Origin of the sequence: Tardiphaga sp. 42S5 (assembly GCF_034044155.1) — a bacterium.
GTDB lineage: Bacteria > Pseudomonadota > Alphaproteobacteria > Rhizobiales > Xanthobacteraceae > Tardiphaga > Tardiphaga robiniae.
The window spans coordinates 3,979,416-3,992,843 of record NZ_CP139027.1; the positions used below are offsets into that span (position 1 = coordinate 3,979,416).

Annotated in this window: 19 protein-coding genes, 1 tRNA gene and 1 other RNA gene; 9 read left to right on the forward strand and 12 right to left on the reverse strand. The window is 61.6% G+C overall.

Annotation, left to right across the window (positions count from 1 at the left end):
• Position 1: 1 nt before the first annotated feature.
• The 5 genes from SFY93_RS18430 to SFY93_RS18450 all read right to left on the reverse strand — a co-directional run bounded on the left by SFY93_RS18430 (position 2) and on the right by SFY93_RS18450 (position 4,944).
• Positions 2-796 (reverse strand): transporter substrate-binding domain-containing protein, encoded by a 795-nt coding sequence (locus SFY93_RS18430; RefSeq protein WP_320444131.1) that lies wholly within the window; start codon positions 794-796, stop codon positions 2-4.
• 109 nt (positions 797-905) lie between these two features.
• On the reverse strand, positions 906-1,664 hold the full coding sequence (locus SFY93_RS18435) for a DUF2147 domain-containing protein (RefSeq protein WP_320444132.1): 759 nt from the start codon (positions 1,662-1,664) through the stop codon (positions 906-908).
• Positions 1,665-1,881: 217 nt separating this feature from the next.
• Positions 1,882-2,367 (reverse strand): hypothetical protein, encoded by a 486-nt coding sequence (locus tag SFY93_RS18440; RefSeq protein ID WP_149534110.1) that lies wholly within the window; start codon positions 2,365-2,367, stop codon positions 1,882-1,884.
• 92 nt (positions 2,368-2,459) lie between these two features.
• Complete coding sequence (locus SFY93_RS18445; protein WP_320444133.1) at positions 2,460-3,884, reverse strand: amidase; 1,425 nt, start codon at positions 3,882-3,884, stop codon at positions 2,460-2,462.
• A gap of 70 nt (positions 3,885-3,954) precedes the next feature.
• Positions 3,955-4,944 (reverse strand): hydroxyacid dehydrogenase, encoded by a 990-nt coding sequence (locus SFY93_RS18450; RefSeq protein WP_089264355.1) that lies wholly within the window; start codon positions 4,942-4,944, stop codon positions 3,955-3,957.
• 203 nt (positions 4,945-5,147) lie between these two features.
• Between SFY93_RS18450 and SFY93_RS18455 the strand changes: the two genes are divergently transcribed.
• From SFY93_RS18455 to SFY93_RS18470, 4 genes are all read left to right on the forward strand, one after another.
• On the forward strand, positions 5,148-5,828 hold the full coding sequence (locus SFY93_RS18455; RefSeq protein WP_309949065.1) for a Spy/CpxP family protein refolding chaperone: 681 nt from the start codon (positions 5,148-5,150) through the stop codon (positions 5,826-5,828).
• Between the two features lie 65 nt (positions 5,829-5,893).
• Positions 5,894-6,115 (forward strand): hypothetical protein, encoded by a 222-nt coding sequence (locus tag SFY93_RS18460; protein WP_089264703.1) that lies wholly within the window; start codon positions 5,894-5,896, stop codon positions 6,113-6,115.
• An 83-nt stretch (positions 6,116-6,198) separates the two neighbouring features.
• On the forward strand, positions 6,199-6,456 hold the full coding sequence (locus tag SFY93_RS18465; protein WP_089264353.1) for a hypothetical protein: 258 nt from the start codon (positions 6,199-6,201) through the stop codon (positions 6,454-6,456).
• 127 nt (positions 6,457-6,583) lie between these two features.
• Positions 6,584-6,967 carry a DUF930 domain-containing protein gene (locus SFY93_RS18470; RefSeq protein WP_320444134.1) on the forward strand — a complete coding sequence of 128 codons (384 nt, stop codon included), beginning with the start codon at positions 6,584-6,586 and terminating at the stop codon, positions 6,965-6,967.
• Between the two features lie 31 nt (positions 6,968-6,998).
• Here the strand turns inward: SFY93_RS18470 and SFY93_RS18475 are convergent, their stop codons facing one another.
• Positions 6,999-7,835, reverse strand: coding sequence for a LysR family transcriptional regulator (locus SFY93_RS18475; protein ID WP_320444135.1), 837 nt, complete (start codon positions 7,833-7,835; stop codon positions 6,999-7,001).
• A 338-nt stretch (positions 7,836-8,173) separates the two neighbouring features.
• On the opposite strand from SFY93_RS18475, the gene SFY93_RS18480 reads away from it, so the two are divergent.
• Complete coding sequence (locus tag SFY93_RS18480) at positions 8,174-8,404, forward strand: hypothetical protein (protein ID WP_320444136.1); 231 nt, start codon at positions 8,174-8,176, stop codon at positions 8,402-8,404.
• An 8-nt stretch (positions 8,405-8,412) separates the two neighbouring features.
• Here the strand turns inward: SFY93_RS18480 and SFY93_RS18485 are convergent, their stop codons facing one another.
• Positions 8,413-8,601, reverse strand: a complete 189-nt coding sequence (locus SFY93_RS18485; protein WP_089264349.1) for a hypothetical protein — start codon at positions 8,599-8,601, stop codon at positions 8,413-8,415.
• Between the two features lie 201 nt (positions 8,602-8,802).
• Here SFY93_RS18485 and SFY93_RS18490 point away from each other — a divergent pair, with 201 nt between their 5' ends.
• Positions 8,803-9,027 carry a hypothetical protein gene (locus tag SFY93_RS18490; RefSeq protein ID WP_068731744.1) on the forward strand — a complete coding sequence of 75 codons (225 nt, stop codon included), beginning with the start codon at positions 8,803-8,805 and terminating at the stop codon, positions 9,025-9,027.
• A gap of 67 nt (positions 9,028-9,094) precedes the next feature.
• On the opposite strand, the gene SFY93_RS18495 is transcribed toward SFY93_RS18490, so the two are convergent.
• A complete protein-coding gene (locus SFY93_RS18495; protein WP_320444137.1) occupies positions 9,095-9,898 on the reverse strand; it encodes an outer membrane protein in 804 nt (267 codons plus the stop codon).
• A gap of 167 nt (positions 9,899-10,065) precedes the next feature.
• A complete protein-coding gene (locus tag SFY93_RS18500) occupies positions 10,066-10,320 on the reverse strand; it encodes a hypothetical protein (RefSeq protein WP_175369082.1) in 255 nt (84 codons plus the stop codon).
• 691 nt (positions 10,321-11,011) lie between these two features.
• On the opposite strand from SFY93_RS18500, the gene SFY93_RS18505 reads away from it, so the two are divergent.
• Positions 11,012-11,602, forward strand: coding sequence for a hypothetical protein (locus tag SFY93_RS18505; RefSeq protein WP_320444138.1), 591 nt, complete (start codon positions 11,012-11,014; stop codon positions 11,600-11,602).
• A 13-nt stretch (positions 11,603-11,615) separates the two neighbouring features.
• On the opposite strand, the gene SFY93_RS18510 is transcribed toward SFY93_RS18505, so the two are convergent.
• Positions 11,616-11,858: a hypothetical protein gene (locus SFY93_RS18510; RefSeq protein WP_320444139.1), complete on the reverse strand. Its 243-nt coding sequence runs from the start codon at positions 11,856-11,858 to the stop codon at positions 11,616-11,618.
• Between the two features lie 28 nt (positions 11,859-11,886).
• A tRNA-Ser gene (locus tag SFY93_RS18515) sits at positions 11,887-11,976 on the reverse strand.
• 167 nt (positions 11,977-12,143) lie between these two features.
• On the opposite strand from SFY93_RS18515, the gene SFY93_RS18520 reads away from it, so the two are divergent.
• Together SFY93_RS18520 and ssrA are read left to right on the forward strand one after the other, a co-directional pair.
• Positions 12,144-12,506: a hypothetical protein gene (locus SFY93_RS18520; protein WP_320444140.1), complete on the forward strand. Its 363-nt coding sequence runs from the start codon at positions 12,144-12,146 to the stop codon at positions 12,504-12,506.
• Between the two features lie 31 nt (positions 12,507-12,537).
• Positions 12,538-12,890: a transfer-messenger RNA gene (gene ssrA / locus SFY93_RS18525) on the forward strand.
• An 81-nt stretch (positions 12,891-12,971) separates the two neighbouring features.
• On the opposite strand, the gene SFY93_RS18530 is transcribed toward ssrA, so the two are convergent.
• Positions 12,972-13,211 (reverse strand): hypothetical protein, encoded by a 240-nt coding sequence (locus SFY93_RS18530; RefSeq protein WP_120289751.1) that lies wholly within the window; start codon positions 13,209-13,211, stop codon positions 12,972-12,974.
• Positions 13,212-13,428 lie beyond the last annotated feature (217 nt).

A 13,428-nucleotide genomic window follows, 5' to 3' on the forward strand; every position in this document is an offset into this window, starting at 1 on the left:
GTCACTCGAACCAGCGGTTGACGGTCGCGCGGAAACTGCCGTCTTCCTGCATGATGTGCAGCCACTGATCGACGAAGGCCTTCAGCGCCACATCGCGCTGGAGCCAATAGGCCTTCTCGGCAAAGTCGAACGGCGTGTCGGGATGCACTGCGCAGAGCACACCGTGATGCAGCTTCTGCTGATAGCGGGTCTCTGACGCATCGGTCATCATCAGGTCGGCACGGCCCTGTGCGATCTCGTCGAAGATGCGGGTATTGTCGTTGAAGACGGTGATCTCGGCCGATTTGATATGCGTCCGTGCAAAGCGCTCATTGGTGCCGCCCGGATTCACGATTACCTTGATACCTGGTTGATCGATCTCCGCGAGCGTGCCGAATTTCTCTGCATCGGCGCAGCGCGCGATCGGCGTCTTGCCCTCGCGCATGATCGGGATCGAGAACACACCCTTCTTCTGCCGGTCGAGGGTGATCGACACGCCGCCCATCACCATGTCGAACTGGTCTGCCGCAAAGTCCGCTGACAGTTTCGGCCAGCTGGTCTTCACATAGTCGACCTTGACGCCAAGTGCTTTTCCAAGCGCTTCCGCCATCTCGACGTCGAAGCCCTTGAACGATGTCGTGGTCGGATCGAACGCGCTGAACGGCATGTAGTCGCCGGTCAATCCAACACGCAGCGTCCCCCGCGCAATGATATCGTCGAGGCGGGACGGTGAGGGCGCAGCAACTGGCGTCTCTGCCTGCAAGGGCGCCGCAAGCAGCAGGCAGGCTGCCAGCCAGGCAGCGGTGATCCGGATCATGACGTCTCCCCCGTTTGTATCGCGGAACGCACCGTTCAGGAGCGCGCCGCGTTACGATCAGCTTACAGGGGATGTCGGACCGTTCAATCGACGAGCGCGTCTGCTGCGATCAATTCACCCGCGTCCAGGTCTGTCCGCCGCAGAACATGCCACCGAAGGCACAGCCCTGAACACGCAGCCTGTCACTGCCCTTCAGGGCGATGGTCGATTCGTAGGTGCTGCCGCTGTTCGGATCGAAGATCTTTCCCGCCCATTTGTTGTTGCCGGGCTTCATGTTGATCAGCACCTTCTCCCCATTGGCCTCGGTCTTGGCATTCATCGAATAGCCGCACAGATTGGCGCCGCATTGTTCGATGCGAACCTTGCCTTCCTTCTTCTCGGTCATCCAGATGCCGAGCGGTGTTGCCGCGGCGCCAGGCGTAACCGGTGCAGGCGCATCCTGCTTGTTGACTGGATCTGTGGGCGGTGCGTTGGCGATGACCGTAGGGGGCGCAGATTTCTCGGCAGGCGCGGGAGCCGGGGCAGGCTGCGGGGCCACCGCGACGGATGGCGTGACAGGTGTCGCTGGAGCTGCCGCCTCCTTTGGGGCGACAACGGGCTTCTGCGTCTCCACAGGCTTGGCCGTCTGTTCGGATCGCGGAGTGTTGGGGGCCTGCTCGCGCGTCTCGCGGTCACGCTCGCGCTTGCTGCGCTTCGTGCCATATTCGTAGACGCCGGGAATGGACACCGAGATGCAGTCCGTCGAATTGCAGTCGCTTGGCGCTTCGATGGTAATGGTGCGGCCACCGATGTCGAACGAGTAGCTGTCGCCGGCCTGAGCGGCGGTGCTGGCCAGCAGGATGGCGGCGAGGGCGAAGAGCGGCTTCATGTGTCCTCCAAAGCGGTTGAAATCCTGACCCTGAACCGAGCCGCGGATGCGCCCGAACGCTTGATCCGCGTCACTCAGGGGGAATTGCAATTGCGTTGGTGTGTGGCGCCGACTGAAGAAGTGGTTCAATCCTGCGCCGGACATCTTCTGTTTGAGGCAGCGTGATAGGCCCCAACGCCGCCGCTGGACGGCGGCGTCGCCTGAAGCCTGGCTTTCGTCAGTAGTCGCTGTAACGCGAGGCGCTGCTGCCCACGGTCATCTGGCTCTTCAGCGTCTCGAAACGATCGCGGGCGGCGCGCTCGCGCCCATCGATGAAATCGATGATTTCGTCACGCGGCATCGGGCCTGACGAAATCGGCCGCGAACTGCCGATGGTTTCATCGACGAAATACTGGCCGTCGTCGTCGCGGCGTGCGGTCCAGCGAAAGCGGATGGCATCGAGCGGACCCGGACCGAGACGGGAGTAACCATCGACCTCGAGGGCCTCTGGAACCGTGGAGGGCGACTCGTGTTCGACGAGCGGCGCTTCGGGTTCGGCGGCGACCATGACAGACACAGTCTCGGTGACCACGGTTTCGGTGACGACGGTGATCGAAGCGGGCTCGGCGTCGCCGTGTTCGGCCACTTGCGATTCCGCTTCCTTGCGGTCGAGAATGCTCGCAATGGCCGCGAGGGCGTGATCGGTCGGATCGTTCTGAGTCATTGAAATGCGCCTCCCCGCAATTACGCAACGTCCACATACCGCCGATAATCTAATCGGCTGTGGTTTCATTTTGGTAATCGCTGTGGCTGTTTTTAGGCAGAGATCGGCGGACGCCTGTCTTTCCAGGGCCGGATCTGCTCGAGTTGCCCGGCCAGACGGAACAGCATGGCCTCGTCGCCGAAATGCGCCGTGAACATCATACCGATCGGCAGGCCTTTGCTGCTCCAGGCCAGGGGCACCGACATGGACGGCTGGCCGGTCATGTTGGCCATACTGGTGCCTGGCATGTAGCGGCGCAGCAAAGGCGCGACATGGCTGAGATCGTCCGACATCGTGTCGATCTCACCGATCCTGATCGGCGGCGTGCAGAGCGTCGGCGACAGGAAGATATCGCAGCCCACAAAGAATTCGGTGACGCTGCGGGAGATCTGGAATGCGTTCTGCAGTGCTGTCACGTAGTCGACTGCGCTTGCCTTGCGGGCATTGTGCGCGCTGCCGAGTGTGAGTTTCTCGAAATCATCCGAGGTCATCGGGCGGCCGAACTTCTTCTCCGCGAACTGCACGGTAACCGCCGTATTGGCCGACACGATCGCCGCAATCACTTGCGCAGGGTCCAGCGGCAACACCGGCGCGCGTTCTTCGACATGATGCCCCTGTGCTTCGAGCAACCTGGCGACATCGCGGACGGCAGCGGCGACTTCGGGATCGATCGCATCGCCATAGGGCGACTTGTCGGTGAAGAAGATGCGCAGCCTGCCGGGACCACGGCTGACTTCATCGAGGAAGGGACGTTCCGGCGCGGGCGCCATATAGGGGCTGGTCAGTTCGGGTCCGTGAACAGCATCGAGCATCGCGGCGCTGTCGCGTACGCTGATGCTGACGACGTGGCCGCAGGAAAAGCCGCCCCAGCCTTCGGCCTTGTCAGGACCCGTCGGATTGCGAGCGCGGGTCGGCTTCAGACCGAACACGCCGCAGGCCGAGGCTGGAATACGGATCGAACCGCCGCCATCGCTGGCATGGGCGACCGGCAGGATCCGTGCAGCCAGGGCAGCGGCTGCGCCCCCGGATGAGCCGCCCGATGCATGATCGGTATTCCACGGATTGCGCGTCGGCCCGTGCAGCCGGCATTCGGTCGTCGGCATCAGCCCGAATTCGGGGCTCGCGCTCTTGCCGAATATCGTCAGGCCGGCCTTGAGGAAACGCTGGGCGAGGGTGCCGGTGTGATCGGCGACGAAGTCCTTGTAGAGGCTGGCCCCGAAGGTCGTGCGCGTGCCGTCGAGGAGTTCGAGATCCTTCAGCAGGAATGGCACGCCGGTGAACGGCCCGTCGGGCAACCCCTCGTCGATCTGGCGCTGCGCATAGTCCTCATGGCGCACCACGACAGCGTTGATCCGGGGATTGACGCGTTCGGTGCGCGCCACCGCCTCATCGAGCAGTTCGCGCGGGCTGACCTGCTTGCTGCGCACCAGCCCGGCAAGACCGAGCGCGTCGTGATCGCCGTATTCCTTGAATGCCATCGCAGGGTACTCTGGTGAGGACTGCGGCAGTGCTAGCGCGGATCAATCATCCGCGCCAGCTATCGCCGGTTCAGCCGAACACGTCCGCGTTGACGGCATTTTGCTTGATCGGCTCGCCGTCGAGCACGCTCAGCATGTTGCGCGCGGTCTGCGCGCCCATGCGGTCGAGTGCCTCGCGGGTCACGCCGGCGACATGCGGCGCGATGATCACATTCGGCAGTTCGAACAGCGCGTGACCGAGCGGCGGCGGTTCCGCCTCGAACACGTCGAGGCCGGCGCCGGCGAGCTTGCCCGAGACCAGCGCATCATGCAGCGCGGCTTCGACTATGATGCCGCCACGCGCGGTGTTGATGAGATAGGCCGACGGCTTCATGCGGGCGATCCGCGCAGCGTTGAACAGGCCGGTCGTCTCGGGAGTCTTCGGGCAATGCAGGCTGACAAAGTCGGCACGCGGCAGAGCCGCGTCGAGATCGCTCACAGGCTCGCAGCCGGCAGCCTTGATTGTATCGGCTGAGACATAGGGGTCATAGACCAGCACGTTCATTTCCATCGCCTGGCAGCGCTTGGCGGTGCGGGTGCCGATGCGGCCGAAGCCGACCACCAGCACGGTCTTGCCGAACAGGTCGAATGGCAGCGCTCCGAAACGCGACGCCCATTTGCCTTCCTTGACCATGGCGTGCAGTTCGACTGCGCGCTTGGCGAGCGTCAACATCATGAACAGCGCTTGTTCCGCAACCGAGGGCGAGTTGGCGGTGCCAGCGATCATCAGCGGCACCTTGCGCTTGGACAGCGCCGGCACATCGACCGCGTCGTAGCCGACGCCGATGCGCGCCACCACCTTCATGTCCTTGCAGGCTTCGAGTTCGGACTCGCCGAACCGCGTGGCGCCGAGCGCGGTGCCGTGCACCGGTGCGTGTTGCTCAATCAGCTTGATGTAGTCGGCAGCGGAAATCAGATTGCTGAACTTGACCACTTCGATGTCATCGCGTGCATTGAACAGGTCCATTCCCTGGGTCGACATCGACTCGGTGATCAGAAGTTTCTTCTTGTTGGTCGCCATTTCCACCCCTTCAAGCATTCTACGTTGTTGCGCACCTGCCAATGGCCGCGCGGGCGTTATCTAACAGGCTTGGCTCGATGAGGTCTACCATTGGCGGAGACGTGGCGTGTGGACTTGGCCGTGTTGAAGCCACTATGGTTGCTGATGATCACAAGTGATTTGCTGCGCCGCGAAATTGCGGTGAGGAGACGATGATGACCAGAATGAATTTGCCCAAGCGCACGCATCGACCACTGCGCCATGTGCTGTGCGTCGCCGCCGTTCTGCTGCTCGGAAATTCCGCAGCGGTCCATGCGCAGGGGCTGGTGCAGGGCGTGCAGCAGGGTGCAAGAGACGGCAATCGTGCGGCCGGGCCGATTGGCGGTGTTTTGGGTGGTGCGATCGGCGGCGTCGTGGGCGTTGTTGGTGGCGTACTGGGCGTGCCCTCGAACAATGTTCGCGGTCCCGTGGGCGGGCAGTCGAGCGCCAAACAAACCAAGGCCGCCAAGAAGGGCAAGAAGGGCGCTCAACCCGCGGCGGAGCCGGAACTGACCGCCGAGCAGATCGTCGCGAGTAGCGACGCCAACACTAGCCGTATCAAGACGTCGCTCAACCTGACGCCGGAGCAGGAAAAGAACTGGGCCGGTTTTAGCAACGCCATGCATACGCTCGGCAATAACGGCGCGGAGCGTCTGAAATTGCGTATCGCCCGCGCCAAGCGCGATCCGCCGGATGACATCATCGAGCAGATGCGCAACGAGGCTCAGTTCCTCAACGACCGGGCCGTCGATCAGCGCGCCGTTGCCGATGCCGCGGAGCCGCTATTCGCCACGCTGGATGACAAGCAGAAGGCGCTGTTCATCCAGGAGATGGTCGGCCTCAGCCGCGAGCGCGGTCTCGACTAATCGCCGCAGAGAGGAACCTCTTGGCCACGGGGACGTTTTTCCTTCATCAGATGAAGGAGACGATCATGGCCGAGAAATTCGATCCCGCACCCCACGACAAATATGCTGTTGGCGTGAAGGAGGCAGCGCGTGCTGATCGTAAAACGTCTGAGGAACTCAAGACCGGCCTGAAGGACAGTTTCCCGGCTTCGGATCCTGTGAGTGTGACGCAGCCGGACCGGTCGAAACACGATAACGACGACGGCTCATCGCTCTGGAACAAGATCACGGGCGTCTTCAAATCCTGACGGCGCGCGCGTTGCTGTAATAATTAGTTAACCACGTGCGCTGCACAATCACATCGGGCTTTGACTGATGATGGAGGCTGGCGTTGGCGACCGTGTTCTCTGACAGTGATCTTGAAGCAGCCGATATCCCTGCGGCTTCACGGCGGGGCGATATCTTCACCATCCACGCGACGCGCAATGATCAGAGCATGGTGACGCACCGGATCATTCCGGACGTCGCCGTCGCGCAGGCCCGGACGCTCAATGATGCGGGGTGGCGGGTCAGTATCTCCGGTCTCGGTGGCCGCCGGTTCTCGCCCTCGGAATTTCATCAGTTGCTGACATTCAAACGGATCGGCTGACGATCCCGATTTGAAACCCCGCCGGTAACACGAGCGGGGTTTTTTGCATGTGCGAACATGGTAGGTTCGCGCCACACAATCCTCGCAAGTCAAATAAGGTAATTGGCCTAAGGCAATGAGAAAACTAGTGTTCGCAGTTGTTGCCTTTATCGGCATCGCTGCCCAATCTTCCGTACATGCAGCGTCGTCCCGGACCGATCAGATGCTCAAACTGTCGCCGGAAACCCGTCTGGAGCAGCGCTGCGATGCGCGTGCGATGGGCTCCGTGGGCCGCGAGCACAAGGGATACAAGCCGGACGAGTTCGTTGCCTACGCGTTTGCCGATCCGGTCATTCGAGGCAACCAGATCAAAGCGCCGGGCGGTGCCATCCGCAGCGGGGGCAAGTGGTACAGGCTGTCCTATGTCTGCGAGACCACTCCTGACGGGCTCGACGTCAAATCCTTTGCCTATCAGCTTGGCACCGAGGTGCCGCGTAGCGAATGGGACGAACACTATCTCGTGCCACGCTGACTGCCGATGGGGATTACGGCCGGGCTCACGATCATGGCTGAGCTACAGGGTTCACCATGGCCGGCGATTTGAAAAAGCGTGACGAGATCTCGTTGAGCAATTCCGTGCTCTGCATTGTTTCCAGGTTCGAGCGCGCACACAGCAACGCTTTGACGGGCGGCAGGTGTGGCAGATAATATTCCTGCGCCCAGACAAGTGCAGGCGGAATCATCCGCTTCGGGATCGCGGTGATGCCGATGCCGCTTTCCACAGCCGCCAACTTGGCGTGATAGTCGGGACTGTTGAATACGATCTTGTAGGACAGACCGTGGCGCGTCAGGGTCCGGATCATCAGATCGTCGCCCGGCCATGTCAGAATGGGGATCGGCGCCCCCGAACTGAGGACGAAGTCCTTTGCGCGCACCCACACGAACTCCTCATCGGCCTCGTTGACGATCAGGTGCGATATCTCGCTGCTCATTTCCGGATTTTCGAGAATGTACGCGATATCGATATAGCCGTCGATCAGGCCTTTGGTGATGCCCACCGAGTTGTCAGTGTGAATGACCAGATCGGCCAGGCTTTGGGAGGTCTGATGGCTGAAGAAATCCTGCACGAACAGGGTGCTCAGTCCAAACCGGATCGGTTGCGGAAGATGCGCCACGCCGCCAATTCGCAACATCTGGTCGTTGGCCTCCAGAATCCGTCTGGCCTGATGCAGCACCAGCTTGCCGAGCTGGGTAGCCGTCGTGCCGTTGACCGTTTTGGTGAAGAGGTTGCCTCCCACCATGGTCTGAATGCGCTTGATCTGGGAACTGACAGCGGGTTGGCTCAGGCCCAGTCGTTCGGCGGCCTTGGTCAGGCTTCCGGTTTCCGCGATCGCCACCACAGTGCGAACGATCTCGATGGGGATATTGAGCGGCTGATATCGCTTGTGCATTGCGACATTCCAGGGTCGTCGAGCAGATCGATCCATCAATATCTATAGTTGTGTGATGATGAACCGCAATCGAAGAATTTAGATATACTCTAAACTGCGTGAAAAGACGTATCGCGTGGAACCCGCAATCTGGATAATCCTGCCGGAACAAGGTAGCTCAATACGGCGGCGATTCCTTAAGGGCGCAGAGCTTCTTTTAAGCAATTACAGGTTGTCTGTTTCGGCGCTCGGCATGCGTGAAAACGCGATAGTCTGGGCAGGCTGTTATCGGTTTTCGGAGACTGCAGATGTCCGGCACCCGCAGAGTTCATCTGAACGACAACATTCGCACCGAACATCTGAAATGTTCGTGCTGCAGGACCCAAGTTTATCTGATCAAGATCGAGTCGGACGACGAGGGCGGTGAAATTCGCACCTTTGGCTGTCCACATTGTGCCACGTCGAAATCGCTGCGTTTGGCGCCGCGCCGGCAACACCTCAATCCCGCTGAACTCGTTGCGGACCAGGTCGTCTGCTGATCGAACGACTACAGTCGGTCGACGCGCAAAAAGAACGCCCAGATGATGGATAGGACGGCGGCGATGACAAGCCATGACGGGTTCATGCAGAATATGTCGCCGTAGCGGCACACCTGCATCGCCCATCCGCTGTTGTTGATACTCGCTGCGTAAAACACACCGGCAGCGACCGTCAGAATGCTCGCGATCATGAACATGGGACGCTCCAATAATATTGGCGCCACACTGTTCTGCATTCTTGAAGCAGCCGTGAATCGAATCGACGAAAGTCGGGGGCTTTGCGCATTTTTGATAAGCGCACTCCAGCCCGATACCGTCGCGGATCCGCTTGAGGCTTTGTTAACCGCGAGTCGCCCAGAGTTCCCGATGGGGACATTGCGACGTTGGAGAGGCCCGATTTGGCCAAATACGAAACGACGAAATACGCGCAGATGCGCCGCTGCCGGATGGCGCATCTTCATGGCGAGTTGATCGACGAGCGATTCAGCGACGATGCCGATAGCGTTTTCGTCAACGGCTATGTTCACGCCGTTCGTCCGGATCTGACCTGCTGGCCACTGCGCTGGACAATCACCGTGGAGCCGTATCCGGTCGAAAGTCGCGTTCTGGCGATGACCGGCTGATCGGCGCACGCACCTCCAAACAAAAAGCCCTCGCTAGCGAGGGCTTTTTGTTTGGAGGTCTTTGCGATCAGTAGCGCGCGACCGACGGGCCGCCGAAATGATAGTTCAGTCCGCCGCGTACCGTATTGGTCTTCAGGTCGATATCGTGGGCAATGATACCGGTTGCAGCGCCTGGTCCGGTGAAGGTCGGAGCCGAGACCGATTGCTTGCCGAAATCGGCATGGAGATATTCGACCTTCGCCGACCAGTTTTTGGTGAACGCGTGTTCGATACCGGCGCCGATGGTCCAGCCTGCCACGGTCTTTGACAGTGACGCGGTTTCGTTCTGGCCGGTCGTGTCGGTGAGCGACGACGCAAAATTCAACTCGGTCAGTGCGAGACCGCCGGTCGCATAAAACAGCGTGCGATCGACCGTGTAGCCGACGCGCGGGCGCAGCGTGACCAGCCAATCACTCGTTACGGAATTTGTGGTGGTGAACGAACCGCCGGCCGGGAAGGGCGCGGTGAAACCGCGCGACTGCTTCAGGCCGAAATAGTTCGCGTCGGCCTCGACGCCAAACAACCAGCGGTCCACCTGATGATTGTAGCCGACCTGACCGCCGCCGGTGAAGCCATCGGGATTGAGCCGCGGCGAGGCAGCCGCAATTGCCTGCTGGTTTGCGATCGGCGCGGTGCCATTGACGAAAGCGTTGGAGACGTTGCTCTGGCCCCAGGAACCGCCGGCGTTGCCGCCGACATACCAGCCGCCCCAGCTATAGCCTGCTTCGGTCGTCGCCGGCGTCTTGGTCCAGACGCGCGACTGCAGGTCGGCAGCAGCGGCATTCACCGCGCCCGACGCTGCGATGATCGCGGCCAGCCAAAGGGTTCGCATCCAGGACCTTCCATCGCTCTGAAGATATTGAGCGAATTCGACACAAGCTTTAGCTGGAAACGCTGACCTTGGCTGTCACCGGGGGGCAACAGAAGCAGAACAATACCTGAGTACGGCAGCAAAAAGCCCGGCCGTTGGGCGGCCGGGCTTTCCGTAACTTGATGTGATCAGTAGGCGCAGACGTTGACGGTTCGAACGCGCGGCCCACGGCGGGTTTCCACCACGCGGCGCTGCAGGCAGCCGTCGGTCAGGCCGCCGACATAGAAGGTGGGCCCGCCATAGAAGGCGTGGTGACCGTAGCCACCCCATCCACCGTGCCAGCCACCGACATGCCAGCCGTGGGCCGATGCAGCGCTGGGGGCGAGGGCGGCTGCACCGAGCGAGGCTGCAGCGATCAGTCCGAGGGTTACTTTGCGAAACATAGATCTTCTCCATTGGGTGGGCGCGCGAGCGCTTTGCTGTGTCCCTGCCCATCAGTCGCTGCCCTCGTCGGGCGCGTTCAAAGCGGTTCTGGAGAATCGTGTTTCAGTCTTGTTTCGTCGGAGACAGCTTTCATCGAAGCCGAACGTCTCGATCAGAGCAGCGCAGCGGCTGCAGGCGCACCAACTAGCCGAGTTGCGAGATGGCTGAGCGGCCGTGTCGCGAAATCGTCGCGCGCTTAGAAGCGGGCGCGGTAACCGTCATAGGCGTGAGCGGCCAGAATGCCGGCGCTGAGAAATCCGAAGAGTGCAGTGACGGTCTCGATCATCGTGGTGGTCCTTATTCCCCCGCGAACTACAGACGGCACGGGGGGCCGCACAGTCAAAGAGATTCGCGGTCGGCTTTTCATTCGGAGCTGTAGTGATGCGTCGTTGCAACATTTTACGCGGTTGCGCGGAGCGATCGCGGCGCAACGGCGATGACAATGCGGCGCCGGCGAGGCGACGCCAGCCCGGCGCAGGGTTAACGGGCGCTGAAGGCGCATCTGCGCGGGCATGATGAGGCGACATGGGGGATGACCGAGTCGCAGCAGTTCACCTCAGTGGATTTTTTGCTTACATACGCTTCAAGGAATCGCGCCGGTTGTCTCGCTCCCCGAGCCGCAGGATCGGACGTCGCAAGTGAGGATCTCCAGTGGCCGATACGTTCAATAACGAGATCAATGTCGGACCGCCCCCTGTGCCGCTGCGCAAGCGCAGGTCGTTCGGCCCGTTCGGAGTTGTCGCCGTACTGTTGATCCTCGCCGGCGGCGGTGGATATCTCTGGCTGAACTACCACGACGCACTGACCGACATGGCACAGGCGGTGACAGGAAGCACTGGCCCCAGAGAGAGCGCCCCGGTGTTGGCGAGCGCGGCGGAGGGCAGCGTCAGCGCGACTGATTTCGCGGCGTTCCAGCAGCAGACCGGAAGCTCGATCCAGGCTGCTACCGAACTGCTGACGGCGCAGCAGACAGAGTTGAAGCGCCTGTCCGATCAGATCCAGGGCCTCACGACCCAGGTCGTTGGACTGACCGCCAAGATCGATACGCTGCAGGGCAGGGGCGTTCTCGCAGCTCCGGCTCCAGCCGCTGCGGCGCCAGCGCCCATGGCCGCAGCTCCGGCTGCGCCAGTGGCCGCGCGCTCGGTACCCACGGCGCCGCGCAAGCGACCCGCCGATCGTCCCGCCGGTGCCATCTCGGTCGGCGGCGCTCCGCTCCCGGCAGCAACACAGCCGCCGCGGTAATCCCTCAGGCGGCCTAACGCTTCTGGGGCTGTCGTATTTTTTTGGGCGGCCTGTGGCGGCTGAGATCGGGTGGCCCGCCGACGATCTTGGTCTTCACGAATTCGCATTTCGGGCAGGTGAAGGTGCACTTGTCGCCGCCGCCGGGATCCGGCTCGCTCCGCAGCAGCGTCATCCGCGCCCGGCACATCGCGCAGCGCGGCGGTTTGAGAGCGCCGAGTGTTTCAGCGGGCGTCGTTGGCTCGGATTGATTGATCATGTCGTCCGATCAAGGATGATGCGGCAAATGGCGGAAAGGGTGGGATTCGAACCCACGGTACCCTTGCAGGCACGGCGGTTTTCAAGACCGCTGCCTTAAACCACTCGGCCACCTTTCCGTCGTGGGACAGCGCTTAGCAAAGCGGCCTGCCGAGGGAAAGAGAGGATTGCGCCGCGGCAGCTGTCCGGGGCTGAAATCATCGGCACGGGGATTCCCTCGGGCCGGTCGGTACGGGGCGCCGGGCGTGCTAAGCAAAGCCTGACGATTCTGAGGACGGAGACCAACATGGCAAACCCGACACCGCGCGCCGACGCCTTGCGTGCGATGCGCGAGGCCAAATTCGAAGCCGCGCAGCGGCTGATCAAGGAGGCCGGCAAGGTTGCCGCGCTCGCGGAGAGCAAGCCTGCGCCTGCGGCGAAGAAGGCGGCTGCCGCGAAGCCTGCCGGGGAGCCGGCTGTCGAGGTTCTGGCGGTCGAGACGCAGGGTTCAGGGTCTCAGGCCGCTGACGTGCTGCCGGTCGAAGCTCCGGTTGCCGAAGCCAAACCTGCAAAGATCAAGGCACCTAAAGAAAAGCCGACCAAGGCAGAGGCGGCCAAGGGCGCCGCCAAAAAGACCGCCACCAAAAAGAGTTCCGCCAAGAAGGGCTAGCGGCATTCCGCCCGGAATGCAGGGCGGACCGAGCCTAGATTTCGCCTGAGATCGCGCCTATATCTGGTTCGTCGCAAGACGATGGCGCTGAACCTCTCAATGGACTGCGGGCAGACCCGGGGGCAGTACCCGGCGCCTCCACCTCAGCAGCTCGCGATCTCATCCAGGTGAGGTCGATTTCGCCGGACGGTGAAATGCACGGGCTGCTCAGGCGGGGGCGAAACAGGATCGATGGCCGCGAAGAAGTTGTGAATTGTGCTCGGCATGATACCGCCGTTATCGGGTCAAAACCTAAATGCAAACGATAACGTTCGCATGAACGAAGTGCGCCTCGCGGCGTAACCGTTCGGGGTAGGTCCACCTTGCAACAGAACGGCCATGGCCGCGTCAACCTTCGGGTTGGCGCGGCTTTTAATTTGCCTAGGCTCCTAGTTTGCGGTGTCGGAGAATGGCGCTTCCGTGCGTTCAGTGCCTGGTCTTGCCGGTCTGCAAGAACGGCTGCCGCGCATTTTCGTGTTTCTGATAGAGTTCGAGCCAGCGCCGGTCTTCGGCATGGGCCCATTGTTCGAGCGAGATCCCAGGCGGGCGGCCGTGACCGATGGTGCCGTCAAGGCGGGTGAATTCCGCAGTCTCTTCCACGGTCAGCCCGATCAGCACCCGGATGCCCTGGTCATTCAGCTCATAGCTGTCGTCATCGTCGATCATGCCGGCAATTGAGCAAGGCTGCAGGTGCGGTCAATGCAATTACCGGTTTAACCTAACCAATCAACCTTACCGGCAGCATGTGCGTCTGATCGTCGGTAGGCATCCATCGTCACGATGCGATGGTGCCCCGCTTTGCTGCCAGCTCACTCCGCGTCATTACGAAGCGCCGCGCGCCGAGGCTATGCTTGCCGTGGACGCACAAATTATAGCCGAAGCC

Bases quoted from the DNA above. Each gene is read 5' to 3' on its own strand.
- SFY93_RS18485 (WP_089264349.1), bottom strand. From the start codon at position 8,601: ATGTTCATGATCGCGAGCATTCTGACGGTCGCTGCCGGTGTGTTTTAC.
- SFY93_RS18510 (WP_320444139.1), bottom strand. From the start codon at position 11,858: ATGATCAATCAATCCGAGCCAACGACGCCCGCTGAAACACTCGGCGCT.
- SFY93_RS18445 (WP_320444133.1), bottom strand. From the start codon at position 3,884: ATGGCATTCAAGGAATACGGCGATCACGACGCGCTCGGTCTTGCCGGG.
- SFY93_RS18430 (WP_320444131.1), bottom strand. From the start codon at position 796: ATGATCCGGATCACCGCTGCCTGGCTGGCAGCCTGCCTGCTGCTTGCG.
- SFY93_RS18455 (WP_309949065.1), top strand. From the start codon at position 5,148: ATGAATTTGCCCAAGCGCACGCATCGACCACTGCGCCATGTGCTGTGC.
- SFY93_RS18440 (WP_149534110.1), bottom strand. From the start codon at position 2,367: ATGACTCAGAACGATCCGACCGATCACGCCCTCGCGGCCATTGCGAGC.
- SFY93_RS18435 (WP_320444132.1), bottom strand. From the start codon at position 1,664: ATGAAGCCGCTCTTCGCCCTCGCCGCCATCCTGCTGGCCAGCACCGCC.
- SFY93_RS18480 (WP_320444136.1), top strand. From the start codon at position 8,174: ATGTCCGGCACCCGCAGAGTTCATCTGAACGACAACATTCGCACCGAA.
- SFY93_RS18495 (WP_320444137.1), bottom strand. From the start codon at position 9,898: ATGCGAACCCTTTGGCTGGCCGCGATCATCGCAGCGTCGGGCGCGGTG.
- SFY93_RS18460 (WP_089264703.1), top strand. From the start codon at position 5,894: ATGGCCGAGAAATTCGATCCCGCACCCCACGACAAATATGCTGTTGGC.
- SFY93_RS18530 (WP_120289751.1), bottom strand. From the start codon at position 13,211: ATGATCGACGATGACGACAGCTATGAGCTGAATGACCAGGGCATCCGG.
- SFY93_RS18520 (WP_320444140.1), top strand. From the start codon at position 12,144: ATGGCAAACCCGACACCGCGCGCCGACGCCTTGCGTGCGATGCGCGAG.
- SFY93_RS18450 (WP_089264355.1), bottom strand. From the start codon at position 4,944: ATGGCGACCAACAAGAAGAAACTTCTGATCACCGAGTCGATGTCGACC.
- SFY93_RS18500 (WP_175369082.1), bottom strand. From the start codon at position 10,320: ATGTTTCGCAAAGTAACCCTCGGACTGATCGCTGCAGCCTCGCTCGGT.